Here is a 26,011-nt window from a genome sequence, read left to right on the forward strand (position 1 = left end):
TGCGCCAGCACCAGTTTGACCGCCTCGGCCCGGAACTCCGGCGTGTATGTTGTTGATTTCATGTTTTCACTCCCTTTGACAAGTTTATCAAATGGAAGTGTCCGTAAGTCTCAGGCTACCTCACACTACTTCTTTAAGTATCGGCCGCCGGAGCGGGATGACGGCCATAAATCCATGATCCCGGCGTTGCGGGTTGTGGGTATGTCATGGCATAATGTTTGGCTGTGTGGGCTCCGATGGTGAAATTGGTAGACACTGGAGACTTAAAATCTCCCGCCGCAAGGCGTGCCGGTTCGATTCCGGCTCGGAGCACCACCCACTCATCCGTAGACGTCCACGAACGTCTCAAATTTTCTCCTTCTCCTAGGAGAAATCTCAAATTGAAGTCCGCCGAGAGCTGCTGAGGTCTGTTGACATCCAGCGGTTTTGGGGGCATTTTGGGGGCAGAATCGGCGATGCCCCCAAAATCGGATGCCCCCAAAATGCCTATTTCCGTCATCCCGCTCAACGAAACGCAGCTGCGGAAGACCAAGCCCCGGGAGAAGTCGTACAGGCTGTTTGATGGTGGCGGCCTCTACCTTGAAGTCTTCCCCTCCGGCGCCAAGTTGTGGCGCATGAAGTTTCGCCAAGCGTCGGGCAAGGAAAGTCGATTGTCCTTCGGCCCTTATCCCGAAGTGTCGCTGAGTGAGGCACGTGAGCGCCGCAACGAAGTACGGGCGTTACAGCGAGCCGGCAACGACCCCGCGCAGGCGCGCCGCAACGCCAAGGCCTCCCGCCAGGCGTCGGCGCTGAACACATTCGAAGTGGTGGCCATGCTGTGGCTTGAGAAGACCAAAGCCGAACGGGCAGAGACCACGCGTCGAAAAATTTTCAACTGGCTGCGCAAGGACATCTTCCCGGTCATCGGCGCGATGCCGATCGCCGATATCCGGCCACGCCAGGTACTTACCGCGCTTAGGCGCATCGAGGATCGCGGCGCGTTCGAGACGACGCATAACGTCAAGCGCGCAGTGGGACAGGTGTTCCGCTTCGCCGTCGCGAGCGAGCTCGCGGATCGCGACGTGACCAGGGATCTCGGTGACGCCTTGGCGTCAGTCCCTGTCGGCCACTACGCCGCCATTACCGATCCCGAGAAAGCTGGCGCGCTGCTGCGGGCGATCTACGGATACGAAGGACATCCTTACACCATCGCTGCGTTGAAGATCTCACCGATGCTCTTTCAACGACCCGGCATGATCCGCGCGATGGAATGGTCGGAGCTCGATCTCGATAAAGGCGAGTGGCGCGTGCCAGGCACGAAGATGAAGATGGAGAACGACCATATCGTTCCGCTTCCCACGCAGGCCATCGAGATACTGCGAGCGATGCAGCGATTAACCGGGCGAGGTGCGTATGTCTTCGTCGGTATGCGCAGCCATGATCGCTGCATGAGCGAGAACACCATCAACGCCGCCTTACGCAGTATGGGCTACAGCAAAGAGGTGATGACGGGTCACGGCTTCCGCGCGATGGCGCGAACGATCATGGACGAAGTGCTTGGCGAGCGTGTGGACCTGATCGAGCACCAGCTGGCGCACCGTGTCAAAGATCCGAATGGACGCGCCTACAATCGCACCGCGCATTTGCCGGCGCGCCGCGAGATGATGCAGCGCTGGGCCAATTACCTCGATAGGCTGCGTTTGCAGACGCTTTGATGTCAGGTCATGGACCCGAGTGCTGCGCGCGCCCCAGGGCCCTCTATCACGGTTTAAACGCCAGGATCATGATGCATGGTGATCGCCGCGCCGCGTGCGTCGCACTTGTAGACGCGAGCCGCCCCTACCTGCCATGACAGCGCTCGTGGGCGTTCAATGGTCCCACTTGTTCCGGGCACTGCGTGGCATCACGATAAAACGCATCACGTCGAGCATCTCGTCTTGCGCGTGTTCGATCTTGCTTAGCACCGCGCGGATGGTGGCTCCCCGAATAGACGCAGTGCGCGGGTCGTCGGTGAGCCAAAGCTTGAGTAGCCCGCTCAGCCGGCTGAGATCCCACCCCGTAACCTAAGCCGACTTTTCGCAGATAGTTCGACATGCTCAGGTTTGCCGCAGCGGACAATTCTTTCAATTTTTCATGTTCTTCCGGCAGGCAATAGACTTTCACTGGCGTGCTGTTCTTTCTTGTAGTGTTTTTCATCATTGCCCCTATGAGTTTGGCGGAGGTAGCCGCTGGGCAACGCAGAGCGTCACCGTTGAGCACGAAGTGCGAATAAGGCAGGAGTGATGTAGGGCAACCGCGAAGCGGTGGGCCTACTTCACCTATCCTGCCCGCCTCTAATCATCGATTCGTACACAACACATCACGACTGCGATTTCGACTCAACCGCGATTCAAACGCGATTCGTTCCAGACTCTCTTGGATATGCCGGAGGCAATATTTTCTTTACGACATCTGCTTTGCCAGTCATCGCGATATGTTCTGTCCGCTTGCGATAGAAAAATGATTTCTTGCTTCGTGGGAATCTGTGACTTTTTCACACCAGCAAAGTGATATGCTACCAGCAAGAATCGTACTGAAAATAGAATGTTTATCAAGAGAACTTCAACTGATAGGTTTTCCAGCTGTTTTACTTAAAGCCACCGTCCGCGTTCGGCCATTAGCAGACGGTCCAAATGAAAGAAATCTTTATGCCTTTAGGTTCTCAGGCTAGACCGCGCTCACTTCGTGCCGAAGAGAAGACATTGATTCAGTCAATGCTCCAGACATGTAAGGATAGCGCAGCCCTTATGCGGCAACTCGATATTGCAATGGTTGAGGATATGCTCGATGGTGGCATGGGAAGCCTGCGGTTCAGTTCGGATGAAACGCGCAGTCTTGGTGCGGCTGTGGCCGATGCGGACTACATCGACACGGACGGGGTGCCAGTGAGTATAGCGGTAAATGTAGACCAGAAGGGCAATTGTTTGAACTTGATATTTGGAAGGCCAATTTCTTTCCCTTGGAATGCTATCCTTCCGCCGAGAAAATAGCGATTAAGAAGCTTGATTAGCATTGCCGTAATCGGCCACAAGCTGCCGTTGAACTTCTGAAACCCCGCAATTAACTCTCTTCCCTTTTTATGGCAAATTTCTTCTCTAAATTTCTCAAAAGCTCAACCACTACCGCATCATCTATAAGTGATACTTGGTTAGCTTTTGAATTATGGCTTAGAGTGCATTGGCCCGACGGCTTGAAAGACCTGTGTCCGCCTGCTACAGATGATGAAATTAGGAGTTTAGAGACAATGCTAGGGGCAAAACTGCCGCATGATTATGTGGAGTTTCTGAAGGTACACAACGGACAACAAGGCTGTGCTGGAGGGCTGTTTGATAATTCTGAATTCCTGTCTACCACAGAGATCATCGAACAATGGAAGGTTTGGAAGGACCTCCTTGACTCTGGTGATTTCGAAGGGTACAAGTCTGAACCTGAGGCAGGTGTACGAGACGATTGGTGGAATCCGAAATGGATTCCGTTTATACATAACGGAAGTGGTGACCACCACTGTCTCGACCTCGCTCCAGGCATCGATGGGCAAGAAGGACAAGTCATCACAATGTGGCACGACATGGGTACCAGAGCAGTGGAAGCTAACAGCTTCAAACTTTGGTTTGCGAAGTACGTCGATGCCGTCATAGCTGGCAAATATGTCTACTCGGAAGACTTTGGCGGTCTTGTCGATGCTGACTTCGCGTAACGACCAGAAGCCGCCCTCGGGATCACACATAAGACTAATTACCTAATATGTCCACCGATCAACAACAAGTTTGCCAGCGATACAATGTCCAATGCATGCCGCCTGCCGGACATGAAAAGGTTGGAATTGCGCTGGCAACTTTAGCAAATGTGCCCCTGCATGCGGCTCGAGTCCAGCCGGAGAACGGTGATTGTGGCTGGTACATTTACGGTGGCGAGTATTCTACGGATACTGATTTTTATCAGCCACTATGCGCTGCGCACCTGTCGGAATACTGCGATAAGATCGTTCCGTATCTAGGGCTTCCGCCCGGATGGCGGGTCTTGCTCGCACCGAACTACGAAGACGTCTGGTTCGATGAGGAATTATTGATCAGCGAAGCTAGAGACGCATAGCGGCCAAAGCCAGACAGTCTTTTTTAAAAGAGTACCTTATCGAAAAAGGAGATTCATGTTGCGAGCTATGGGGCGAGTGTCCGCCAGTCCTGTTTCGTACCTTTTTATTGATGGTGCCTATCTCGATAGGCTTTTAATAAAAGCAGGCGAGCTTATGTTCGGAGTTCCTTTTGAGCTTGAATACATGAGTTTAATGGGGAACTGTCAAAAAGCTTTTTATTACGATTGCCTACCAGCCCAAGCAGGAAACGAAAGCTTAGAGCACTTCAACGCAAGATACGCTCATAAGGAGGCTTTTTTTGATCACCTTCGTAGCCTTAATGGTTGGCATGTTGCTGAAGGGAGCAGTCGATGGCGGCGCGGGAAAGGCGCGGGGCAAAAGGAAGTTGATATCCTTATCGCCGTTGACATGTTGTCGCATACGTTTCGCCGAAATATGGATCAATTGATCTTCATTGCTGGTGACTTGGATTTTCGTCCGCTGATTGAAGCAGTAGTCAACGACGGTATGTATGTGAATCTCTGGTTTGGGCCGCAGTCAACATCTCCTCTGCTTCGAAATGCTGCAGATTCGCAGGAAGCATTAGACGTTTACAGGCTGCATAGTTTCTGTACTGAGGATTTCAAAAAGCACCACCCATTACCTGTGCGCTCTAGTTATTGGAATGTAAGTCTAGGGAAAGTAATAGAGATTGGTCGGGTTGATGGAAGAGAAGTGGCTTGGGTGGAGACCTTGCCTACAGGAGTGCATGCACTATGGGCCGTAGGTGTTGGAAAACAGCCAATGACGAGATATGGAGAGGCTTCAGTCGATGAAATGAAGCGTGTCCATAAACTATTGCATTCGGATGTTACTTGGGACACTGTTAAAGCATAGTTCTACAATTAGCAAGCAGACTTAATTCGGCCAGTACCCGCCTTTCGAAACACGTTCAAAGCTCACTGAAAATAAATTTAATGTCCCCTAAACATATTCTGCCATCCGAGGCTTATCTTCGACTACGAGAGCAAATCCAACAAACATTTGATTTTGCTTATATTGTTTGCCAAGCAGTTCCATGTCTCAAGCAGCAAATGAGCTTAATTAAAAAAGGAGTCCTCCAAAATTTACCCAGTCCAGATTATTTTAGTAAGCCAAATGATCTGGCTTTGATAAGCGAACAAATTAAAGAATACAAAGCTGAACTATCTCGACATGCTATCTTATCCTCGTTTAGTTATTTTGAGGCATATGTTGTAGATGCAATTAAAAAATTTATTGAATTTCACGGTGGAGAAAATCAGTTGCACAAATCAGCAATTGGCCGCGTTCAAAAAACGATCATAGATCAAAGAAAAACTCCCCTTGGATCAAAAAGGGTTTTGCAAAAAAATCTTTCGAAAGATGCTTTAAAAGCAGTAAATGCAACTAAAATTCTTGAGGGAAGTAATTTTAAATTTCCTTCTGAATTGTTTTATCCTCTTGGTCTAAAATATTTATCTCAAAAAATAGGAAATCTTAAGGCTAGCGAAATACCGACATTTTTAATCGACGCTTTTGGGATGCCTCTTTCCGATGATTTAGTGGAAAAATTTCACGCTATTCGTGACATCAGAAATAAGATTGCGCACGGTCAAAAAGTTGAGTTGATCATAAAAGATGTTGCTGAATATAATTCAATTTTAAGGGATTTAGCGTTATCAATTGACCGCCATCTCGTTGATAATTTTTATATAAGTGAAAAATATAGGTGAATTAAATAGGATTAAGTAATTTTGTTTTTCATCAATCCGAGCAGACGGGATATCTACTCCAGCCGCTAATATTTTCCACGAACACGCGCTTCTGCTCACATCTCTATTTCGGAATCGTATTCGCCCTATATTGAATGTCGGTTTTGGGGCGATAACAGACCTTTTTATTTAATCGTAGATATTCAACATATAAATACCTCCTAAGAAATAAGCCCATCTGAATTTTATAAAAAGATGGATATAAAAACAAATTTTGTGACCTTTAATTATGCTGAAATCAATAAGGAAAATATACGAGCCATATTAATAAATTCGTAAGGGCCAACGTGGGGGCATGAGTCCATCCGCATCTCTGGGAGCCGCATATCATCATCGCTCCAGGCCGATTTTCGATTCCGGCTCGGAGCACCACCTCATCCCAAGACGTCCAGGCACGTCACCAAACTCCTCATCCCTAGCCGTATGGCGTGTAACTGAATCCATTGCCGATGATGCTGGCCAATGCCGCACTGTTCTCTGCGCTTTCGCTAAAGCTGATCAATGCCTGAGCATGCGTGAGGTCGTGGGCCAATAAATTCAGCCAATGCGCGTTGCCGGCCGGCTCAGGCGCGCGGTGCAGCACATTTTGATACAGTAAGTTCACGAACTCCGCATCGCTAGGGGATGGGCCGTATCGTCCGATGAATTCATCGCTTGCCGTGAATGCTTCCGCGACAGCGTTGAGCGTCATGCCGCGATCCATCTTCGACATCCAGAACCCCAGCCCGGCACTGTCCGGCGTTCGGTTGAACGCCGCCTGATACAGCCGATAGACCTGACCACCGGCACCGTCGATGTCGAGCGCGATGCCGCTGCTCGAAAACAGCAAGCGCTCGACGCCGGTCAAGGTGTCGCCGACCGTCTCGGTGTACTCGCGCATGGTGTAACTGCCGTCGGCGTTGTGCACCAGCTGGAAATTATAAGGGTTGGAGTTCCCGTAGTAGACGGTATCGACGCCCGCTCCGCCGTCCAGCTTCATTTTCATGTTGCCGATCATGAAGTCGTTGCCCGAAGTGCCCACCGTTACCGGATCCGCCACCGTGAACTTGTAGCTCAGCGCGCCGGCCAGCTTGTTGCCGGCCAGGTCCAGCACACTGCCCTCCGGCAGCGACAGCGTGTAGGTCACGCCCGGCTTGAGATTCTGATGCGGGTCGATCACCAGCGTCTTGCCGACGCCGATCGCCAGCGACTGGCCGTAGCTTGGCAGCGTCAGCGCGACACCGTTGCCGTCGCTCAGCGTCAGGCCATTGCCTACCATGACGATCTCGTCGAAGCTCAGCACGATCTTCGGCATCACCGGCGAGACGTTGACGGCGCCATCCTGCATGCTCGACGACAGCAGATGCGGCGCGGTGGCATCGCCGCTGGTCAGCGTCGCCACCACCGTGTAGGTGCCGGTCTTGCTGCCGTTGCCGTGCACGTCGAGATAGTAGTCGCCGCTGGTCTGGGCGATATAGGACAGGCGCGGCTCGCCGCCGACGGCGCTGCTGGTGTAGGCGACGGCATAGCCGCTGGCGCCGATCAGCGACATGCCGGCGGACGAGGTGGACGTATCGAGCGAACCGCCGCCGCTCACCGAGCCCTGCAGGTCGAAGACATAGGTGCGGCCGGCTTCCAGCTGCACCTTGACCCAGTCGTGGTCATCGGCCACGGCGATGGTGCCCGACAGCGGCTTGCCGGGTTCCACCACGGCGGTGGTCAGCTTGCTGGCGGGGAAGTCATCCTTGCCCAGCGAGGCCACCGACAGCACATAGGTGCCGGTGGTGCCGTACGCCGAAGCGCCGATCTTGATGTAGTAGTCTCCCGATTTGCTCGCCTCGAAGAAGCGGGTCGCCTGCGGCAAGCCGTCGTAGACGCTGCGCAGCGGCACATATTCGTTGCTCGCGCCCGATACTTCCAGCGTGGTATAGGAATTGACGCTGACGCCGCCGTCCGCGCCGGAAGCCAGCAACAGCTTGTAGGTGACGCCGGCCTCCGCCGTGAACTTGAACACGTCCAAATCGCTGGTCAGCTCCAGCTTGCCCTTGACGGCGGCGGCGGTGCTGATCGCCGCCGCGTGGGCGATATCGTTGCCGTAGTCGTCGACCTCGCCCAGCCGGGCTTTGACCGTGTAGGTGCCGGCGCCGCCGGGCGACGCCACTTCCACGTAATAAGTGCCCTTGGTGGTGACCGCATACGGCAGGATGTTCGATGTGCCGTTGAAACCTGGCGTGCTGGTGGCCAGCACCGCGCCCTTGGCGTCAAGCAAGCGCATGACGGCGCCATACGGATAAGTGGCCAAGGTGCCGCCGCCTTCCTTGGCGCCGTCCACCGAGAACCAGTAGTAGCCGCCGGCGTTGAGCGAGACCGCGTACCAGTCGGCGTCGCCGCCGCCCGCTTCCAGCTCGCCCTTGGTCGAGGAACCGACGCTCAGCCGGCCCTTGGTGGCGATGTTGGCGCTGTAGTCGTCGACGACCGTGTCGACCATCACCGTGTAGCCCTGCGCGCTCACGCCACCATAGCCTCCCGCCTGCGACAGATAGAAATCGCCGGTCTTGGTCGGGGTGTAGGTGAAGAATTTCTGCCCGCTATAAAAGTCCTGGCCGACAGTGTAGCCGCTGCTGTCGGTCATGCGGAAGTTGTAGTTGGAGGCGCCATTGTCCAGCGCCATCCCGATGCGATAGGTCACACCGGCAGACAGGCTGACCTTGAACATGTCGACGTCATCCGGCGACTGCACCTTGCCCGCCACAGCCACGCCCAATTCCAGCGCGGTGGCGGTGCCCATGCTGCCGCCGAAATCGTCGGCCTCGGGCGCCGAGGCCTTCAGCGTGTAGGCGGTGCCAACGGTGCTGACGTAATAAATGCCGCCGACATTGAGCGAATAGGTGCCGGTGCCCGAGGCCAGCACGCGCAGCGTCAGCGTGCCGTCGGCGAAGCTGCTGCTGCTGGAAACGTAGTTACCCACGCCGTCGGTGAGCGACAGCGTCAATTGCTGGCTATCGCCGGGCTTGGTCGACAAGCTAATGGTATAGAACTGGCCTTGCTGCACGTCCATGCGGAAGCGGTCGACGTCGTCGCGATACTCCAGCACGCCCGACGTCTGGCCGCCCGCGTTCAGGTTGCCGGTGCGGGTGTTGTCGGCCGAATAGTCGTCCGACACCACGTGCATAGTGGTGGTGTACGCGCCGATCTGGCCGTTGGCGGAGACACCGACGAAATAGTCGCCGCCCAGGCCGGCGACGAAGCCCGATTGCGCCTGCAGAGAACTGATCGACTTGCCGGCGCTATCGTAGATGTAAAAATAGTTCGGCGTCACCAGACCGTCGCCGGTGGCGGCAGTGAACGTCGTGATCTGGCCGGCGTCGGCGTGAAAACGGAACCAGTCCATGTCGTCAGTACGCTGGAACGCGGCGGAAACGGCAGCTTCGGCCGCGATGGTGCCGATGGTGGTGGTGTCGGCCGCATAGTCGTCGGCGGCCGGGAAGCTCGATTTGATCTTGTAAGTGCCCAGCTGGCCACTGGCGCCGGTGGCCACATAGTAAATGCCCGACGATTGCGGCGTAAATTGCACCACCGGCGCCAGCGTCGAACCGCTGATGTTCCAGTTGGAGGCCAACGCATAGCCCTGCTGCCCCATCACCGACAGCGATATATTGGAATAGCTGCCCAGCGTGCCGCCGCCATCGGCCGCGCCGGTCAGCGTGAACTGGTAGGTCGTCCCGGCGGTCAGCGATACCTTGAACCAGTCGCTGTCGTAGCTGGCTTCGAAGTTGCCGGTCTTGCTGCCGCCAATGGCGATCTGTCCGGTGGTATTGACGTTGTTGCTGTAATCATCGGCCATGGCGGGTGCAATATAGTAAATGGGAACTTTGACATATTACCAATATGTAACCGCGAGAAACTATTCAATTCTCACCAAACGCCAAAACATGGACTTAATCGTTGCCCCGGTCGCGCGCGACGGGCGGTAGGCGATGCTTGAGCAGTCCCACCCGCTGCGAACGGTAAATGCCGCAATGGCCGGAGCACAAATACGCCGCCACGCAGGCCAGCGCGGCATATGGTCCGATCTGCGGTCCGAATAATTCGATCGCCATGATGGTCGACGCCAGCGGCGTGTTGGCCGCGCCCGCGAACACGGCGACGAAGCCTATCCCCGCCAGCATGGCGAACGGCAGATGCAGCAGCGGCGCCAGCGCGTTGCCCAGGGTGGCGCCGATGTAGAACAGCGGCGTGACCTCGCCGCCCTTGAAGCCGCTGCCCAGCGAGGCCACGGTGAAGGCGAATTTGCCGAGAAAGTCCCATGGCGCGACCGGCTGCGCGAACGATTCGACGATCACCGGTATCCCGAGGCCGATGTAGCGCGTGCCCAGCCACCACACCGCCAGCGCGACCGCCACGCCGCCGAGCATCGGGCGTAACGGCGCATACGGTATATATCGTTTCATGCATCCCGACGCGGCGTGCGTGGCGGTGGCGAGGGCCATGCCGACCAGTCCGAACAGCACCCCCGCCGCCATCACGGCGGCCACGCTCCAGATGGCGATCGGGGCGATGGCGCCGATCGCGTAGTGCGTGTGATGCACGCCCCAGGCCATGCCCACCTGGTCGGCGGCGATGGCGGCGAGCATGCAGGGGAAGATGGCGTCGTAGCGCAAACGGCCGATGGCCAGCACCTCCAGGCCGAAGATGGCGCCGGCCAGCGGCGTGCCGAACACCGATGCGAAGCCGGCGCTGATGCCGGCCATCAGCAGGATGCGGCGCTCGGCGTGGCGCAGGTGGAAGATGTGGGTGAGCTGGTCGGCCAGCGTGCCGCCCATCTGCACCGCCGTGCCTTCGCGGCCGACCGAGGCGCCGAACAAGTGCGAGACGACGGTGCCGATCAACACCAGCGGCGCCATGCGCAGCGGGATGACGTTCCTGGGGTCGTGGATTTCGTCGATCAGCAGGTTGTTGCCCGCTTCGACCGAGCGGCCGATTTTGAGATACACCCAGCCGACCGCGAAGCCGGCCAGCGGCAGCAGCCAGATGATCCAGCGGTGCGCCTCGCGCCAGTTGGTGGCGTAGTCCAGAGCGAACAGGAACAAGGCGGACGCGGTGCCTGCCAGCGCGGCGATCAGGCAGGCGATGAAGGTCCATTTGCCGATGTACGGCAGCATGGCGATGGGTTCGGGGTAGCGGGCTGGCTTCATAGAGCCTTGCATGCTAACAAAGAAGCACCGCAGCGGCAATCGATCCCCGAAGATGATCGCTTGCCGCCCGGCGCCGCCGCTTAGTGATGGTGATGCATATCGCCGTCGCGCTTGACGTTCATGGCGTCATCCGGCTTGGCCGGCGGAGCGCCCGGGGCGCGCGGCGCCGGTGGCAGTTCGCCGGTCCACTCGCGCGCCACCGTCCCTTTCGGGTGCTTGTACCAGCCCGGATCCTTGTAGTCGTTGCGCGCTAGTCCCTCGCGCACCTTCACCATGGTGAACATGCCGCCCATGTCCAGACTGCCGAACGGCCCATCGCCCATCATCATCGGCAGCGTGTTCTCCGGCAGCGGCATCTGCATCCCGCCCATCGATCCGCCCTTGTCGCCCATGACCATATAGCCGGGCACCAGGTTGTTGATCTTCTCCGCCACACCGGCGTGGTCGACCCCGATCATGGTGGGCACCTGGTGTCCCATCGCGTTCATCGTGTGGTGCGATTTGTGGCAGTGGAAGGCCCAGTCGCCCGGCTCGTCGGCGACGAATTCGATGGCGCGCATCTGGCCGACGGCGATATCGGTGGTCACCTCGGGCCAGCGCGCGGATGGCCGCACCCAGCCGCCGTCGGTGCCGGTCACCTCGAAGGTGTGGCCGTGCAGGTGGATCGGGTGATTGGTCATCGTCAGGTTGCCGGCGCGGATGCGCACCTTGTCGTTACGCCGCACCACCATCGGGTCGATGCCGGGGAAGGCACGGCTGTTGATGGTCCACAGGTTGAAGTCGGTCATGGTGTTGATCTTCGGCGTGTAGCTTCCCGGCTCGATGTCGTAGGCGTTCAGCAGGAATACGAAGTCGCGGTCCACCGCGTGCAGAGATGGATCCTTGGGATGCGTGATCCAGAAGCCCATCATCCCCATCGCCATCTGCGCCATCTCGTCGGCGTGCGGGTGGTACATGAAGGTGCCGGCGTTCCTGGCGACGAATTCGTAGACGAAGGTCTTGCCCGGCTCGATGCCGGGCTGCGTCAGGCCGGTGATGCCGTCCATGCCGTTCGGCAGGCGCTGGCCGTGCCAGTGCACGCTGGTGTGCTCGGGCAGCTTGTTGGTGACGAAGATGCGCACCCGGTCGCCCTCCACCACTTCGATGGTCGGCCCCGGACTCTGGCCGTTGTAGCCCCACAGGTTGGCCGTCATGCCGGGCGCGATTTCGCGCACCACCGGCTCCGCCACCAGGTGGAACTCCTTGACGCCGTCCTTCATCCGCCACGGCAGCGTCCAGCCGTTGAGCGTGACGACGGGATTGTAAGGACGGCCGTTCGGCGGCATCAGCGGCGGCTGAGTGGCGGCCGACGATTGCACCGGCGCCTCCGGCAGCGAGGCCGCGCCGGCCTTGGTGACCATGCCGGCGCCGATCAGGGCCGCGCCGGTTAAAAACGATCTGCGGTTGGTCATGGCGTTACTCCCTTGTTGGTTGGCAGGCGGCCGCCCAGCGCGGCCTCCAGGTTGGCTTGCGCGGTCCAGTAGTCTTTCAGCGCGGCGATGTAGCCGCTGACGGCGGTGGCCTGCTCGCGCGCATCGGCCAGCAGCTCGAAGACGCTCATCAGCATGCCGTTGTAGCGCAGCAGGGTCTGATCCGACAGTTGTTTGCGCAGCGGGACCACCTGGTCGCGATAGTGGCGCGCCAGCTCGTAGGACGCGCGATAGTCGGCGTAGCTTTCGCGCGCCTCGCTGCGGGCGTCGATGGCGGCTTGCGCCAGCAGGTTCACCGATTGCATATAGGTCGCCTCGGCGCGCGCGACACGGGTCGAGCCCCAGTCGAACAACGGTATCTCCAGCGACAGCTCGTAACCGCGCGTGCTGGTGCCGCCCTGTGTGTTGCGCACCGCGCCCAGGTCCAGCACATTGATGAAGCGCGTGGCCTTGCTCAGGCCCAGCGTGGAGGCGGTATGCTCGGTATCGAGCCTGGCGGCCTGGATGTCGAGCCGTTCGCTGACGGCGATCTGCTCCACATCGGCCAGTTCGCGCAGCGTATCAGGCAGGTCGGGCAGATGGTCGGGCAGCTTGAACCCGGTCTGTGCGCCGCTCAAACCCATCAGGCGCGTGAGCTTTTCGCGCGCCGAGACGGCGGCTTTCTGCGCATGCACGACATCTGCCAGCGTCTGCGCGTGGTAGGCCTGTTCACGCGCCAGGTCCATCGTGCTCCAGTTGCCGGCCTTGCGCATGCGCTCGGCCAGCTCGGCGCTGGCCTGCGCCGACGCCTCGACCTGCTTCGCATAGTCCGCGATCTGGGTCGCGGCCACCACCTCCACCCAGGTGCGGCGCGTGTCGGCGGCGACTTTCAGCGCTTCGTTCGACACCAGAAGCTTGGTTTGTTCGAAACGGCGTCCCTCGATGCGGCTCGCCATCGGCGCGGTGATCAGGGATAGCAGGTTGAAGGTCAGCGTGCGTTCGATATCCACTTCGCCGCCGCCGTGGCTGCGCTTGAAATCGAACACCGGGTTTTGCAGACGGCCGGCCTGCACCAGGTCCGCCTCGACGATGCCGAGCGACCAATAGCTGGCCTGCAGTCCGCGATTATTCAGCAGCGCGATATGCACCGCCTCGTCGGCGGCCAGCGGCTGTTCCAGTTTTTTATTGATGACGGCGGCCAGCGCGCGCGCGTCGTCGTCGTTGCGCGGCAGGCGTCCGGAGACGCTGGCGCTCATGCCGGTACGCTGTTCGCTGACACCGGCGGCGGCGCCGAAGCCGCCATCGCCGGACAGCGACGCGCAGCCGCCAAGCAGCAGCGCCACACCGGCGCCCGCCGCGAGTTTATGCAGACAATTCATGTCTCACACCTCAAGTTACGTTGATTCGGAAAAGGATGCGCAGCCCGTGGACGGAGCTGTCGCGGGATCAGGCGTGGAGAGCTTGAGGGGGACGTTCAGGGTGGGCCAGGTCGACCGCAGGGAGGAAATCGGCGTAAAACGGAATGGAGATGGACACCAGCGGCGCGACGGACACACCGACAGTCGGCGCCAGCAATGGCGCGGCCGCCGCGCAGCAGGCGGTGCCGCCGCATTTGACGGTGCCGTGGGCGGATTTGGCGGTGTGATCGCCTTTGTCGGCCAGCGCTTGCGCCGCCATCATCGCGGCGTGGTCGTGAGGCCCGGACGACGCCATCGATGCCCCAACCGCCGGCGCCGGAGCGACGCACAGCAGCATCGTGGCCGAGGCGTATCCCTGATAAGGGAGCGCCAGCAGCATCAGCCAAACGATGAGGGATCTGAGCACGACAGTCATGCGCTTATGGTAGCACAAGCCGCCGACGCCGTCAGGCCAGCCTTACCAGCGGATTGGCGATGATGTTGTCGATCTGCCGAATCGCCTCGTCGCAGGCGGCGGCGATGGCTTCGTCCTCGGTGTCGCGCACGAACTGCATGGTCGCGCCCTCGAACACTTCGACGCCGTTGGCGCCGGCGCGTTCGATGTCGCAGCTGGCGGTCCACTTGCGGTCCGTGGTCGGCAGGGCCGTCGGCACGATTTCCCAGCCCTTGTAGTGAATTTTGTCCATGATTGCCTCCTTAATAAGCAAACAGACTATCACGAAGGGATGAGCGCCCGCGCACGACTGCCGCGCCGAAAGATTAGTCGAACTTGCCGACGCGGCCGATGTTCTCGTCCATATTGGCCAGGTACCAGGTCAGCGACGTCATGACGGCGACATGGCGCTTCAGTTCCAGCGGATCGACCTTGTCCAGCGTGTCGGCCGGGGTGTGGTGATAGCTGAAATAGCTGCTCGAATCGACCAGCGGCTCGAACACCGGCACGCCGGCGCGCTCCATTGGGCCGGTATCGGCCGCGCCGGCGATGTCGCGGCGCTCGAAGATGCCGGCGCCGATCGGGTCCAGCGCCGCCTTCAACGGCGCGAAGTACTTGACCATCGGCGGCGTGACGCTGCCGATGAAGCCGAAGGTGCGGCCGGCGCCGCTGTCCGATTCGATCGCGGCGAAGTGCTTATCCAGCTTGTCCTTGTTGACGTCGAAGTAGGCGCGGCCGCCACGGGTGCCGTTCTCCTCGTTCATCCAGGCGATGACGCGGATGGTGCGGCGCGGCTTCAGGTTCAGCTTCTTCAGCGTCTCGACCACCGCCATCGCGCCGGCGACGCCGGTGCCGTCGTCGTGCGCGCCGGTGGCCAGGTCCCAGGAATCGAGATGGCCGGAGACGATCACCACTTCATCGGCCTTGTCGCTGCCCGGCCAGTCGGCGATGACGTTGAAGCTGTCGGCTTCCGGCAGGATCTGCGGCGTCAGCGTCAGGTGCATCTTGAGCGGACCGCGCGCCGACAGGCGGGTCATCAGCATCGCGTCTTCGGCGGTGACGGCCGCGGAGGGAATGCGCGCGCCGTCCACCACGCCGGTGGCGCCGGTGTGCGGGATGCGGAAGTTGGCGCCGCCGACCGAACGCACCAGCGCCGCCGCCGCGCCCATGTCCGCCGCCATTTTAGGACCGGCGAAACGGTAGGCCGAACCGCGACCGTAGGCCGGGCCGGCGTGGCCGCGATCGGCCATCTCCTGGTCGAAGGCGACGTCGAACAGCACGATGCTGCCTTTGACCTTGTCGCCCAGCGCCTTCAATTCATCGAACGAACGCACCACCAACACCGGCGCGGTCAGGCCGGCGGCGGGCGTGGCGCCCGAGCCGCCCAGCGCCGTCAGCACCACTTTCTGCGAGATGCCGGCCGGACGTCCGGTGTAGTCGACCAGTTCCGCCGTCTCAGCGCCGCGCACCCAGTGCGGCACCTTGACCGGTTGCAGCGTGACCTTGGCGCCCAGCTTGCGCATGGCGGCCGCCACCTGCTCCACCGCCGCCGCCGCGCCGGCGGAACCGGACAGGCGCGGGCCAACCAGATCGGTCAGGTCGGACAGGCGCTCGTAGGCCCAGTCGTCTTTCATCGCGCTGTCGCGGATCTGGGCCAGCGTTGCGGAATCGTTGGCCGGCGCGGCGATGGCGCCGGCGGCCAGCAGGCTGGTGGCCATCAAGGTCAGGGACAGTGGGAGTTTGAAGACGGATTTCATGCGGTTCCTATTAAATAAAATAATGGATGGCGATGCAGAGCGACTCAGACGATAACCTATCGTGATGAACTTGTCATCCATGTTAATTTGCTATAGTCTGAATCTTCAACTGCCTGAAGAAAGCGCCAAATGCTCAAGGGTCAACTCTGCACCGTGCGCCATCTGCTGACCGCCGATCTGAACACCTTCATCGCGCTGGTCAACGATCTGCCCTCGCGCGGCGATTATTTTTCGACCCACTTCAAATCGCCGGAAACGATGCGCAAGGAGTTCATGCAGAACAGCTTCGTCACGGACGACAGCGAATTGTTCGTGATCGAGGACGGCGCGCACCACATCGTCGGCGTCATCACGCACTTCAAGAGCCGCACTCCGACCACGCGCGAAGTCGGCTACCGCCTGTTCGAACCCAAATTATCCGGGCACGGGTACGTGACGGAAGCCTGCCGTCTGCTGGTCGATTATTTGTTCAATGTGCACCAGTACCAGCGGCTGGAACTGCTGTCGGCGCCGGAGAACGTGGCCTCGGTGCGGGTGGCGCAGAAATGCGGATTCCGCGCCGAGGGCACGATGCGCCAGGCCTTCTTCATCAACGGCCGCTATCAGGACGTGGAGATCTTCAGCCTGCTGCGGCCCGAGTGGGAAGCGCTGCGGCGCTAATTGTTACAAGGCATTACCGTCGCGTTCACTTTGTAAGCATGTGTATAAGACGTGGCGTTAATTTTCTGGCGGCATATAGTGGAGTCACTGGCTAACGAATCATTTCGATCCGAGCCGCAGCAAGGGGAACTACCATGTTGAGCAAAAAATTTATGGGTGTAGCGTTACTGGCCGTAGCAGCAGTATCGTCGCCGGTCTTCGCCAGCGACCGTGATTTCAACACGGTGGCCGGCGCTGTGGTCGGCGCAGCCATCGGCAACAGCGCCGGCGGCCGTGACGGCGCCATCGTCGGCGGCCTGGTCGGCGCGGCGGTCGGCAACAACATCAACACCGGCGACCGCTATCATCGCGGCGGTGGTCGCGGTTACGTAGAGACCCGCGTGTACTCGCAGCCTGCCCCGGTTTATTACGAGCCGGCCCCGGTGTACTACGAGCAGCCGCGCTACTACAACCCGGGCCCGCGTGTGGTCTACGTTGAACCGCGTCCGTACTACCGCGACTATTATCGCGGCGACTATCGCGGAGGTCGCGGCGGCCACTGGGATCGCGACGACCATCGCGGCCACCACGGCCGTTAAGTAAAAAAAGCCCTTCGGGGCTTTTTTTTCGTCTGCCCTCCGCTAGCCTTGCCTGACGGGGGAAACCATGACAGCAGACGCAATCATCGCTTTGGAACTGGGCCACTACCGGCTGCGCGAGCAGATCGGCGGATCGGCCTACGGCATCATCTGGCGCGCCAGCGGGCCGCACGGCACGCGCGACGTGGCCATCAAGCTCATAAACCAGGAGCAGATGGCGCGCGCGCTGCCGGCCCAGCGCGCGCGCTGGACCGAGAGCGCCGACAACGAAATCGCCTTCCTGCAGTCGCTGGAGCCATGGGACGAGCGTCACATCGTGCGCCTGCTCGACAGCGGCTGGCACGATGGCCTGCCGGTGCTGGCGTTGGAGCTGATGGGCGCGGACCTGGGCAAGCACATGGTCGCGCTCAAGGGGCGCGGCGAGGAAGTGCCGTTGCCGCAGGCGCTGGGCTGGATCGCGCAGATCAACCAGGCGCTGGCCAAGGTGCACCAATACGGATGGCGTTATCTCGACCTGAAACCGGCCAATGTGCTGCTGGACCAGCGGCTCGACACCGTCAAACTGGCCGATTTCGGCACCAACCGTCATCTGGGCAGTCTTCAGGCGCATTCGTATGCCGGCACCGCCAACTGGCAGGCGCCGGAACAGTTCTTTCCCGCCGACGGCGGCGGCTATGCCACCGGCGCGCGCAGCGATTACTTCTCGCTGGGCGCGATGTTCTACTTCCTCGTCACAGGTGGCCTGCCGCTGCGCTTTTGCAGCGACTGCGGCCAGGCTTATCGCGATCAACACGTGGCCGGCGCCGACCTGCTGCGCCGCAGTCACGGCGGCGCCATCCCCCCCGTGCTGCATCATGAGGAGGAAGCCCGCTTCGCGGCGGCGATGCCGGCCACGATGCGCGACGCGGCGCTCGAGCTGCTGCGCGCGCTGCTCAACATCGATCCGGCCATGCGTCCACGCCATGCGATCCAGATCAGTCGCATGCTCAATGCTATCCAGGGCGTCAAACAGGAGCGCGGTGTGCTGAACGCCGCCGATCCTATCCACGGCATGCGCCGTCCAACCGCCGCCAATGGCTGGCGCAACATCCAGGGGGCTTGATGGCGATCTCTTTTACGCGCGCATCGGGCGCGGCCCGGCGCGGCGCGCAGTATCATTCAACCCGCAGCATTACGCCGTTTCGCCACGTTGCGACCAGCCGGCCGTTTCATCGCGCGCTGGAGTGGCTGGGCGGCGCGGTGGTTGGCGCGGCGCTGTCCCTGGGCCGCGCCGCCATGCGCAACGTGGGCATGGCCGCCACTCTCGGGCTGCTCGCCGCGTTGTGCGGTTTGCAGGCGCTGGCCTTGCTACGCGCGCCGGCGGCCTGGTTGCCTTCCGCCGTCACCGTGCAGCTCTCAGCAGGCGAGAACATTACGCTTGGCCAGCGCGAACTTGGCGCGCCACAGGCCGACCGCAATCATCTGTCGCTACGCCGCGATCCGCAAGGCGCCTGGATGCTGCGCAATCTCAGCGCGGCCAAGCAGGTGCTGCTGCTGCGCGGTTCGGCGGAGCAGCGCTTGGGCAGCCTGCCGTTGCAGGACCAACAGCGCTTTCAGATCGATGGCGCGGTGTTCGAGGTGCGCTCCGCCGATGCACGCGGCGCGGCCTTTACCCGTGATGGCCACGAGTGGCGTTACGACGGCGCCACCTTGTACCGCGACGGCCGGGCCCAGGCCAACTGCCCGGAATCCCGGCTGTCGACCAAGGCGCTGGCGTTGTGGAACCGCGCCATGCCGCTGGCGCTGACGATTGCGCGTCCGCTGGCCTTCGGCGGCAATCTCTATTGCGACAATCGACTCGGCCTGCCGCAGGTGACGCCTGGCGCGGCGCAACTGGGTCGCGTCGACGGCCGCTTGCAGCTTACGGCCGGCAATCCGGATGGCGACCGCGCCGCCGTGCTGCTGAGCGGCGCCGCAGGCCAGACGGATTTGCGCAAACAAGAGGCCCCACTGGCCGGTGTGACCGCGATTCAGGTCGGCCGCACGCGCTTCCAGGTCGTCGCCAATGGCGATCAACTAACGCTCAACCCTGGCCGCAACGTCAAGCTGTTCAGCGAACCGGAACTGAAGCTGCCGCAGCAAATCAGCTGGCAATGGCAACAGCGCGACCTGTGGCAGGCCGGGCATGCCAATGTCCTCTGGCTCGGCATCGCGATATGCCTTGCCGCCATCGCCATGGCGGCCGCCGGCGCGCTTGCCTATCCAGCCCACAGCGGCGCCACCCGCTCGCCGCCGTCGAAGGGCCGCGCCCAGCGCGCCGCGCCCCCCTCAGGCAGCGGCACTGCTGCTACGCCAGCCACGCGCGCGCCGACGTTCGCCGCCAACCGCATTGATGCGTCCATGCAGGCCATGCGCCGCTCGTCGCCCTGGGCCGGCCACGTCGCCACCGCCGGCGCGTGGATCGCTGCTGCTGCGATGCTGGCGACCGGCGTCATCGCCCTGATCTCGCAACGCGCCGGCTTTCCGCCAGGCGCAGCCTGCTCGCTGCTGCTCGGCGCCTGCGCGCTGCTGCTGTGGCTCGCCCTGCCCGGCCGCTTGACGTTGCTGTCAGCGGCCGCCATCGTGCTGCTGGCGGCCGGCCTGCTGAGTCAATTGGAACTCGGCCTCGGCGCCCAGGAATCCTCCTGGCTGCGCTATTACCAGAAAAGCACCGCGATGCTGGCGATCGGCACAGGCCTGGGTGGCCTGCTGCGCCTGTGGGCGCGACAGCAAGCCGCACAACACGCCCCGCTGCGCCAACGCAGCATCGAATGGCTGCTCGCCCTGTTCACCGCCATCGCCCTGGCCGCGCTGGCCGCCCAGGTGCTGTGGGGCGACGAAACCGGCGTTTTCGACCTGCAACCGGTGGAACTGGCCAAGCTGGCCCTGACCGCCCTCACCGCCCACTGCCTGGCGCTGCGCTTCGGCTGGCTCAGTGGACCCCAGCGCGGCCCGCAAGGCCTCAAAGACCAAGGCGCACGCTGGCTACAACTGATCGCCCCCGCGCTGCTGTTCCTCGCCCTGCTAGGCTTGGCGCTGGTGCAGGTCGACGACTTCTCGCCGCTGATCCTGCTGCTGATCTGGAGCACCGGCATGGCCTTCGCCTACGCCACCGCCGCCGGCAACCGCCTGCTGGCCGCCGCGCTGATCGCCTGCGTGCTGCTTGCCGCCGGCGCCGTGGTCTACCTGCGCATGGTCGGCACCGACGATCTTATACGCTGGGGTTTCTACGCCGACCGCTTCCTGGTCTGGCTCAACCCCGCCGAGCACCCGCACACCGGCCAGCAACTGCTGCTGGGCGCGCGCGCCATCAGCGACGGCGGATGGCTGGGCGCCGACCACTGGCTCGGCCTGCGGTCGCTGGGCCAGGCCGCCGGCGCCGTGGTGCACATCCCCGCCGTGCAGGACGACTTCGCAGCGTCCTTCTTCCTCAACCGACACGGCCTGGCCGGCGGCCTGCTGCTGTGGCTCGCGCAAGCGGCCTTCCTGACCGGCATCCTGCTGGCCGCGCTGCGCGCCCACAAGAGCGGCGCCGCCGCGCGCGACTTCCGCCACGCCTGGGCCGGCCGCTTCCGCTATTTCGCCCTGTGCGGCGGCGGCGCCTTCGTGCTGGGCCACTTCCTGCTGTCGTGGGGCACCAACCTGGCGATCTTCCCCATCATGGGCCAGCCGATGAGTTTTCTGTCGGCCGGCGGCAGCCATCTGCTGTTTTTCCTCTGCCCCCTGCTAGCGTTTAGTGCGATCAGCGCGCCATCTTTAGAAGGAGAATGAATCATGCCGATCTATGTTCAACACGAGGTCCTGGGCCGTATCCAGGACGTGTTCAATGCCGAAGCGATCTGGCAGGCACCCGGCCTGGCGCTGTTCTCGCGCCGCCCGCTGCTGCGCGATCTGCTGGAGCGCAGCCCGCGCGAACACAAGGGCCGCGCCGCCACCCGCTGCTTCTCCCATGTGACGCTGATGCTGCCGCAGGAAGAAGTCGACGACGACTACCATTTGACGCGCGGCGCCCGCGCCCGCGACCTGGCGCAAACGCTGACCGCCCTGCATCAAAAGGATTTCGGCGACCTGCTGGGCGCCGACCAGGTGCGCTACGACGTGATCGGCACGTCGTCGCTGGCGCCCGGCGAGATCGAGGTCAAGTTCGGGCATGCGGTCTACCTGCCGGCGCCGGATGAAAAAATTCTCTACAACGTCAGCGTCTCGCGCGACAGCGCGATCTGGCATCCGGTGTGCCCGATCTACCCGAACCAGCGCCTGGCGCTGATCGGCGGCGAAGGCAGCGAAGCCAGTTTCACCGCCGCCGGCTGGCCGTTCGGTCCGGACGGCGCGATCCTGATCATCAACGACGGCCCGGATTCGCAGCCGGTGGTGCAGATGCGCCCCAAGGATGCCTTCGATTGCCGCTACGATCCGCGCAGCGGCTACTACACCATCAAATCGCTGCGCGACGCGCCGGGCGGCAGCCCGCGCCTGCTGCTGAAGATCGGCCGCACCTCGGCCATGCCGGCCGCGCGCCACATGGCCGGCAGCCAAATGGCCACCACTTCGGCGCCATACACCGCGCCGCAGCCTGCGACGGCAGAAGCCATAGCCTCGTCGAGGGGCGTGGCCGCAGGCGCGCCGATGGCGCCGGTGGCGGCGGCCAAACCCGCCGTGTGGCAGAGCCGCTCGGGCGCCGCGCCGATAGACCTGACCGCCGTGCCGGTGGCGGCCAGCCACAAGCCAGCCAACCAGTTCGGCGAAAGCGACGCCACCTACGCGCCGGTGTCGCAACAGCGCGTCAGCCTGGTGGCGCTGGCCTTGCCGCGCCTGAGCCGCTATCGGGACACTGGCGCGCAGACGCTGGAGCTGCCGTTCGACCGCTCGCTGACGCTGTCGGCGGACGCGCAACCGGCCATCAGCTTCGTCGTCGACGCCGCCGATGAACTGTACGCCTGCACCGCCGAAGGCCGCCAGCGCATCACCGCGCCGGCCACCTTCACGCCGGTCGATTCGCGCGCGATCCGGCTGTTGCCGGCAGCGCCGGAGATGGCGGACCGCTACCGCGCCGTGGTCTGCCTCGCGCAGCCGGTCGGCGCCGGCGTGGCGATGGGCGCACGCTTCACTTTCGGCCGCAACTCGCCGATGCTGTCCGCCTTGCGCCTGCTCGATTCGCCGCGCTTCCTCAAACGCGGCAACGGCAGCGGCGCCGCCAGCGCCGACCGCATCGGCCTGTCGCGCAGCGCTTTCAGCTTCGAAGCGACGGCGAAAGGCTACCAGATCGGCCGCCTCAGCACGACGCAGGCGCTGTATCACCTGGACGAAAAGCTCGACTTCGTCGCCGCCATCGCGGACGCCGCCTACCTGCTGCCCAACGGCCATCACCTGGTCGCCGGCCACTACGTGCTGCGCTTCGACGCCTGAGCACCATGGAGACCGCCAAACTTTACTCGGCCTGCGCGTTCGCGGCGGGACTGGTGATCACGCTGTTCCTGGCCGCCTACCTGACGCCACGCGGCTGGTGGCGCCGCCCGAATGCGCGCGCGCTGCTGATCATGGTCGGCGGCGCATGGGCGATCGGCAGCGTGATTCTGTACGCGGCGCCAGGCAAGCCGGCGATGGCCGCGGGCACGAGCGGCGCGACCGACGGCGGCGGCGCCGAGGTTGCGGACGGTTCTACCGCTGCGGCGGCGGCACTGGCGCGGCGTGATCCCCCGATCGCCGGCCGCCCGTTCCAGGTCCACCGCGCGCTGAACCTGCGCGCCACCGCCGGCGTCGACGCGCCGCGCCTGATCACCGTGCCGGCCGGCGCCACCGTCACGCCAACCGGCATGCGCAGCGGCGACTGGTGGCAGATCAAGGCCAGCGTGGCCGGCCGCGAAAGCACCGGCTGGGTCAGCAGTTTATGGCTGCGACGGAGCGGCGAATGACTGAAATGTCGTCCATCTTGCCGTCGATTTCAGCTAAGCTGTGGCCTTTCGCATCACGCGCCCCGGCGCCCGCCACGATGACCCGCATTACCGACATGCTCAACTTCGGTCCCGGCCTCGACGTCGCGGCCCGCAGCAGTGCCAGCATCAGCAAACTGCAAGTGCCGGAAAACCAGGACAACCTGCTGCTGATCGACGCCGACGGCCGCGCCGTGCTGCTGCGCGAGCAGACCGCGCAAACGACGCTGCTGCCGAACTGGCCGCATGGCCACGTGCGGCTCGCGATCCTGGACGGCATGGGCGGCCACGGCCACGGACGCGAAGCCGCCGAAGCGGTGGCCGCCGGCCTGCTGCGCATCCCCGCCTGCGCCACGCTGGAAGACCTCAGCGCGCGCCTCGACCAGCTGCACGCCGACCTGCAGGCGCACTTCAGCCGCCCCGGCGACAACGACAGCTTCCGCCGTCCCGGCACCACGCTCACGCTGCTGGAGATCCCGCCCGGCCAGGCGCCGATGCTGTACCACGCCGGCGACTCGCGCCTGTACGAAATCACCGCGCAAGCCGCGCAGCCGCTGACGGTGGACCACGTGCCCGCCACCGCGTTCGCCATGCACGGCCTGCTGGGCGAACAGGAATGGTGGCAGCAGGTGCACGGCGAGCACCGCGCGCAGATCTCGCAAGCCTACATCCTCGGCAACGCCTTCGCCAACCCGCAGGTGCTGGAAAACGGCCTGCTGCCGCTGGACGCCTCCAACCTGCCGCCTTTCCTGGGCCATCTGGCCGACCGCCGCGCGCTGACGGTGCGCGCCGACGCCACTTATCTGCTGGCCACCGACGGCTTCTGGTCCTGCGCCCGACCGCAATTGTGGACCCGGCGCTGGCCGGCGTTGCTGGTCCAGCCGGGCCACTCGGCCGGCGCCGCGCTCGACGCGTTGTTCAATGATTACGCCGATCACCCGCCGCCCGAGCTCCACATCGACAACGTCAGCGCGATCGTGCTGCGTTTCGCTCCCGCCGCGCAGCCTCAAACCAGCGGGAATATTGACGAAACGGCACTACCCACGGCATCAATACCGTCGCATTTTTGACACCCGCACGTGGAGTCTCAAAAATACATACTTCGGATGCGCCTTTGATTGCCAAACCAAGTGTAAACCGCATAAACTGACAGGTATTCCATCGGTCGGTATGCCATGAACAAATGCAGTAATGCCCAGCACCCGCACTGCACTTACTGGGTCATGCCTGGAGAGCAAGCTTGCGAAGGCGGTCACGCCCAAGCAACGCCCTCCAGCTATGACCTACTGAGTGCTGTACGCACATCCCGTCCCGGCTCGACCGGCACGGCGCTGGATGCCGCCCCCGTGACTGCGGCTTCGATGGCCCCATCGACCTACGCCCGCCCCCTGCAACGCGCGCAATCGGAACGTCCGCAGCTGCACATCAGCGGCTTCGACCCGCGCGCCGCCGGCGGCCGCCAGACGCTGAAGATGGAACTGCGCGGCATGCCGGAAGCCTGCGCGCCGCAACTGGCGCTGCAACTGCAATCGGACCTGATTCCCAACGGCGCCTCGCGCCAGCAATTCGTGCGCGCCACCAGCGGCGAATGGCGGCCGGTGTTCGTCGAGTTCTCCTCGCGCGGCAAGGAGCACGGCCAGTACCAGATCAGCATCGAGCTACTCAGCACGCACGCCGGCATGGCCTCGCGCAAATGGGTCTGCACCTTCGTGATCCTGGTGCCACGCCTGGACGCGACGCTGACCGAGATCCACCGCATCTTCCTCAGCACGCACAAGAACGTGCGCGTGATGGCGGACGACGCCTCGATCGCCCGCGTCAGCGCGCAAGGCGGCGAGAGCATGGACATCGACGTCACCGCCCGCAACGCCGGCATCGCGCACCTGGACCTGAACGCGCCGGCCGGCAAAGTGGACATGGGCTTCACCACCATCGCCTGGGACGAAGACCTGATCGAAATCGACATGCCGCTGGCCGCCGCCATGCACCCGCATCCAAGCCGGGCCGCGTCGCTGGTCAACGCCGCGCCGGAAGCCGGCGCGCAGCGCCAGATTCGCCTGTTCGCGATGGAAGAATGCGTGCTCGGTCGTTTTGAACTGGTCGATCCGGAATCGGACGTGCTGCTGACCCATTACAGCGTCGACGGCCAGGAAACCAACGGCCTGACGCGCCGCCTGTCCGGGCGCCACGCGGTGATCCGCCGCAGCGGCCAGGGTTTTGAAATCGAAGACGTGTCGCGCTACGGCATCCTGCTCGACGGCGTCTGGCCGGGCAAGCACAAGCCGACCGCGCTGCGCCTCGGCATGCGCATCGAATTCAGCGCCAGCATCAAGGGTATCGTGGTGTTGTCGGTATCGGCCATCATGCCGCACGGCGTGATCCTGCATCGCGTCGACCAGGGCGCCAACGCGGAATGCCTGTATCTGCTGGCGCCGGAGACGCATCCCGGCTATCCGGTCAAGGCCTTCGCCGCCGCGCCGCACGCGGCCGCGCTGCCGCTGCTGCTGCATCGCGACGGCGGCTTCTGGCATCTGGATCAGCTGACCGGCAAGGAGACCGCGCTGGCGCCGACGGTGTCGCTGGATAAACTGAGCCGCATCCCGCGCCACAACCGCTTCGCCAGCGATCCGTATCCGGAACACTGGATCATCCGCACCGGCGCCGCCGACCTGCACAGCACGATGGCGGCCAACGCCATGCAAACCGCCTGAC

At 62.3% G+C, this 26,011-nt stretch carries 22 protein-coding genes and 1 tRNA gene; 15 read left to right on the top strand and 8 right to left on the bottom strand.

All coding sequences use genetic code 11. The features are described from left to right. Window positions 1-230 precede the first annotated feature (230 nt). Window positions 231-315: transfer RNA gene (locus GW587_RS04515), tRNA-Leu, on the top strand. A 167-nt stretch (window positions 316-482) separates the two neighbouring features. After that, window positions 483-1,694, top strand: a complete 1,212-nt coding sequence (locus tag GW587_RS04520) for a tyrosine-type recombinase/integrase (RefSeq protein ID WP_207393348.1) — start codon at window positions 483-485, stop codon at window positions 1,692-1,694. A 124-nt stretch (window positions 1,695-1,818) separates the two neighbouring features. On the opposite strand, the gene GW587_RS31160 is transcribed toward GW587_RS04520, so the two are convergent. Beyond that, window positions 1,819-2,178: a plasmid mobilization protein gene (locus GW587_RS31160; protein WP_443090564.1), complete on the bottom strand. Its 360-nt coding sequence runs from the start codon at window positions 2,176-2,178 to the stop codon at window positions 1,819-1,821. A 473-nt stretch (window positions 2,179-2,651) separates the two neighbouring features. Here GW587_RS31160 and GW587_RS04525 point away from each other — a divergent pair, with 473 nt between their 5' ends. The 5 genes from GW587_RS04525 to GW587_RS04545 all read left to right on the top strand — a co-directional run bounded on the left by GW587_RS04525 (window position 2,652) and on the right by GW587_RS04545 (window position 5,844). Continuing rightward, window positions 2,652-3,008, top strand: coding sequence for a DUF6984 family protein (locus GW587_RS04525; RefSeq protein WP_166099184.1), 357 nt, complete (start codon window positions 2,652-2,654; stop codon window positions 3,006-3,008). 89 nt (window positions 3,009-3,097) lie between these two features. Next, the gene (locus tag GW587_RS04530) at window positions 3,098-3,715 is read left to right on the top strand and encodes an SMI1/KNR4 family protein (RefSeq protein ID WP_207393349.1); all 618 of its coding nucleotides are present in this window, start codon (window positions 3,098-3,100) and stop codon (window positions 3,713-3,715) included. A 47-nt stretch (window positions 3,716-3,762) separates the two neighbouring features. Further along, window positions 3,763-4,110 carry an immunity protein Imm33 domain-containing protein gene (locus tag GW587_RS04535; RefSeq protein WP_207393350.1) on the top strand — a complete coding sequence of 116 codons (348 nt, stop codon included), beginning with the start codon at window positions 3,763-3,765 and terminating at the stop codon, window positions 4,108-4,110. A 55-nt stretch (window positions 4,111-4,165) separates the two neighbouring features. After that, window positions 4,166-4,987, top strand: a complete 822-nt coding sequence (locus GW587_RS04540; protein ID WP_166099187.1) for an NYN domain-containing protein — start codon at window positions 4,166-4,168, stop codon at window positions 4,985-4,987. Window positions 4,988-5,067: 80 nt separating this feature from the next. After that, window positions 5,068-5,844, top strand: a complete 777-nt coding sequence (locus GW587_RS04545; protein ID WP_166099188.1) for a HEPN domain-containing protein — start codon at window positions 5,068-5,070, stop codon at window positions 5,842-5,844. 454 nt (window positions 5,845-6,298) lie between these two features. Here GW587_RS04545 and GW587_RS04550 read toward each other — a convergent pair whose 3' ends face one another. From GW587_RS04550 to GW587_RS04580, 7 genes are all read right to left on the bottom strand, one after another. Beyond that, window positions 6,299-9,706 carry a DUF4214 domain-containing protein gene (locus tag GW587_RS04550; RefSeq protein ID WP_166099191.1) on the bottom strand — a complete coding sequence of 1,136 codons (3,408 nt, stop codon included), beginning with the start codon at window positions 9,704-9,706 and terminating at the stop codon, window positions 6,299-6,301. Between the two features lie 94 nt (window positions 9,707-9,800). Further along, window positions 9,801-11,057 (bottom strand): voltage-gated chloride channel family protein, encoded by a 1,257-nt coding sequence (locus GW587_RS04555; RefSeq protein ID WP_166099193.1) that lies wholly within the window; start codon window positions 11,055-11,057, stop codon window positions 9,801-9,803. Window positions 11,058-11,137: 80 nt separating this feature from the next. Next, on the bottom strand, window positions 11,138-12,508 hold the full coding sequence (locus tag GW587_RS04560; protein WP_166099195.1) for a multicopper oxidase family protein: 1,371 nt from the start codon (window positions 12,506-12,508) through the stop codon (window positions 11,138-11,140). Continuing rightward, on the bottom strand, window positions 12,505-13,884 hold the full coding sequence (locus GW587_RS04565) for a TolC family protein (protein WP_166099197.1): 1,380 nt from the start codon (window positions 13,882-13,884) through the stop codon (window positions 12,505-12,507). Before GW587_RS04565 ends, GW587_RS04560 begins: the two co-directional genes overlap by 4 nt. Window positions 13,885-13,951: 67 nt before the next feature. Further along, entirely contained in the window at window positions 13,952-14,329 is a 378-nt protein-coding gene (locus tag GW587_RS04570; protein ID WP_166099200.1) for a hypothetical protein, read from the bottom strand. 40 nt (window positions 14,330-14,369) lie between these two features. Continuing rightward, window positions 14,370-14,609 (bottom strand): DUF6566 family protein, encoded by a 240-nt coding sequence (locus tag GW587_RS04575; protein ID WP_166099202.1) that lies wholly within the window; start codon window positions 14,607-14,609, stop codon window positions 14,370-14,372. A 73-nt stretch (window positions 14,610-14,682) separates the two neighbouring features. Next, window positions 14,683-16,113, bottom strand: a complete 1,431-nt coding sequence (locus GW587_RS04580) for a M20/M25/M40 family metallo-hydrolase (protein ID WP_166099204.1) — start codon at window positions 16,111-16,113, stop codon at window positions 14,683-14,685. A 129-nt stretch (window positions 16,114-16,242) separates the two neighbouring features. Here GW587_RS04580 and GW587_RS04585 point away from each other — a divergent pair, with 129 nt between their 5' ends. The 8 genes from GW587_RS04585 to GW587_RS04620 all read left to right on the top strand — a co-directional run bounded on the left by GW587_RS04585 (window position 16,243) and on the right by GW587_RS04620 (window position 26,010). Beyond that, window positions 16,243-16,773: a GNAT family N-acetyltransferase gene (locus GW587_RS04585; protein WP_166099206.1), complete on the top strand. Its 531-nt coding sequence runs from the start codon at window positions 16,243-16,245 to the stop codon at window positions 16,771-16,773. Between the two features lie 152 nt (window positions 16,774-16,925). Further along, window positions 16,926-17,351: a glycine zipper 2TM domain-containing protein gene (locus GW587_RS04590; RefSeq protein WP_229259295.1), complete on the top strand. Its 426-nt coding sequence runs from the start codon at window positions 16,926-16,928 to the stop codon at window positions 17,349-17,351. A gap of 67 nt (window positions 17,352-17,418) precedes the next feature. After that, a complete protein-coding gene (locus tag GW587_RS04595) occupies window positions 17,419-18,453 on the top strand; it encodes a serine/threonine-protein kinase (protein WP_166099209.1) in 1,035 nt (344 codons plus the stop codon). Beyond that, window positions 18,453-21,140 carry an FtsW/RodA/SpoVE family cell cycle protein gene (locus tag GW587_RS04600; protein WP_166099212.1) on the top strand — a complete coding sequence of 896 codons (2,688 nt, stop codon included), beginning with the start codon at window positions 18,453-18,455 and terminating at the stop codon, window positions 21,138-21,140. The genes GW587_RS04595 and GW587_RS04600 overlap by 1 nt, the downstream gene beginning before the upstream one ends. A 3-nt stretch (window positions 21,141-21,143) precedes the next feature. After that, entirely contained in the window at window positions 21,144-22,775 is a 1,632-nt protein-coding gene (locus tag GW587_RS04605; RefSeq protein ID WP_166099215.1) for a hypothetical protein, read from the top strand. Window positions 22,776-22,780: 5 nt separating this feature from the next. Continuing rightward, the gene (locus GW587_RS04610; RefSeq protein ID WP_166099218.1) at window positions 22,781-23,281 is read left to right on the top strand and encodes an SH3 domain-containing protein; all 501 of its coding nucleotides are present in this window, start codon (window positions 22,781-22,783) and stop codon (window positions 23,279-23,281) included. A gap of 77 nt (window positions 23,282-23,358) precedes the next feature. Next, on the top strand, window positions 23,359-24,369 hold the full coding sequence (locus GW587_RS04615; protein WP_166099221.1) for a PP2C family protein-serine/threonine phosphatase: 1,011 nt from the start codon (window positions 23,359-23,361) through the stop codon (window positions 24,367-24,369). Window positions 24,370-24,522: 153 nt separating this feature from the next. Then, a complete protein-coding gene (locus tag GW587_RS04620) occupies window positions 24,523-26,010 on the top strand; it encodes an FHA domain-containing protein (RefSeq protein WP_166099223.1) in 1,488 nt (495 codons plus the stop codon). Window position 26,011: the final 1 nt, after the last annotated feature.

The sequence above is a fragment of the Duganella aceris genome (assembly GCF_011090165.1).
Lineage (GTDB): Bacteria > Pseudomonadota > Gammaproteobacteria > Burkholderiales > Burkholderiaceae_D > Rugamonas > Rugamonas aceris.

Bases quoted from the DNA above. Each gene is read 5' to 3' on its own strand.
- GW587_RS04520 (WP_207393348.1), top strand. From the start codon at position 483: ATGCCTATTTCCGTCATCCCGCTCAACGAAACGCAGCTGCGGAAGACC.
- GW587_RS31160 (WP_443090564.1), bottom strand. From the start codon at position 2,178: ATGATGAAAAACACTACAAGAAAGAACAGCACGCCAGTGAAAGTCTAT.
- GW587_RS04525 (WP_166099184.1), top strand. From the start codon at position 2,652: ATGAAAGAAATCTTTATGCCTTTAGGTTCTCAGGCTAGACCGCGCTCA.
- GW587_RS04530 (WP_207393349.1), top strand. From the start codon at position 3,098: ATGGCAAATTTCTTCTCTAAATTTCTCAAAAGCTCAACCACTACCGCA.
- GW587_RS04535 (WP_207393350.1), top strand. From the start codon at position 3,763: ATGTCCACCGATCAACAACAAGTTTGCCAGCGATACAATGTCCAATGC.
- GW587_RS04540 (WP_166099187.1), top strand. From the start codon at position 4,166: ATGTTGCGAGCTATGGGGCGAGTGTCCGCCAGTCCTGTTTCGTACCTT.
- GW587_RS04545 (WP_166099188.1), top strand. From the start codon at position 5,068: ATGTCCCCTAAACATATTCTGCCATCCGAGGCTTATCTTCGACTACGA.
- GW587_RS04550 (WP_166099191.1), bottom strand. From the start codon at position 9,706: ATGGCCGATGATTACAGCAACAACGTCAATACCACCGGACAGATCGCC.
- GW587_RS04555 (WP_166099193.1), bottom strand. From the start codon at position 11,057: ATGAAGCCAGCCCGCTACCCCGAACCCATCGCCATGCTGCCGTACATC.
- GW587_RS04560 (WP_166099195.1), bottom strand. From the start codon at position 12,508: ATGACCAACCGCAGATCGTTTTTAACCGGCGCGGCCCTGATCGGCGCC.
- GW587_RS04565 (WP_166099197.1), bottom strand. From the start codon at position 13,884: ATGAATTGTCTGCATAAACTCGCGGCGGGCGCCGGTGTGGCGCTGCTG.
- GW587_RS04575 (WP_166099202.1), bottom strand. From the start codon at position 14,609: ATGGACAAAATTCACTACAAGGGCTGGGAAATCGTGCCGACGGCCCTG.
- GW587_RS04580 (WP_166099204.1), bottom strand. From the start codon at position 16,113: ATGAAATCCGTCTTCAAACTCCCACTGTCCCTGACCTTGATGGCCACC.
- GW587_RS04585 (WP_166099206.1), top strand. From the start codon at position 16,243: ATGCTCAAGGGTCAACTCTGCACCGTGCGCCATCTGCTGACCGCCGAT.
- GW587_RS04590 (WP_229259295.1), top strand. From the start codon at position 16,926: ATGGGTGTAGCGTTACTGGCCGTAGCAGCAGTATCGTCGCCGGTCTTC.
- GW587_RS04595 (WP_166099209.1), top strand. From the start codon at position 17,419: ATGACAGCAGACGCAATCATCGCTTTGGAACTGGGCCACTACCGGCTG.
- GW587_RS04600 (WP_166099212.1), top strand. From the start codon at position 18,453: ATGGCGATCTCTTTTACGCGCGCATCGGGCGCGGCCCGGCGCGGCGCG.
- GW587_RS04605 (WP_166099215.1), top strand. From the start codon at position 21,144: ATGCCGATCTATGTTCAACACGAGGTCCTGGGCCGTATCCAGGACGTG.
- GW587_RS04610 (WP_166099218.1), top strand. From the start codon at position 22,781: ATGGAGACCGCCAAACTTTACTCGGCCTGCGCGTTCGCGGCGGGACTG.
- GW587_RS04615 (WP_166099221.1), top strand. From the start codon at position 23,359: ATGACCCGCATTACCGACATGCTCAACTTCGGTCCCGGCCTCGACGTC.
- GW587_RS04620 (WP_166099223.1), top strand. From the start codon at position 24,523: ATGCCTGGAGAGCAAGCTTGCGAAGGCGGTCACGCCCAAGCAACGCCC.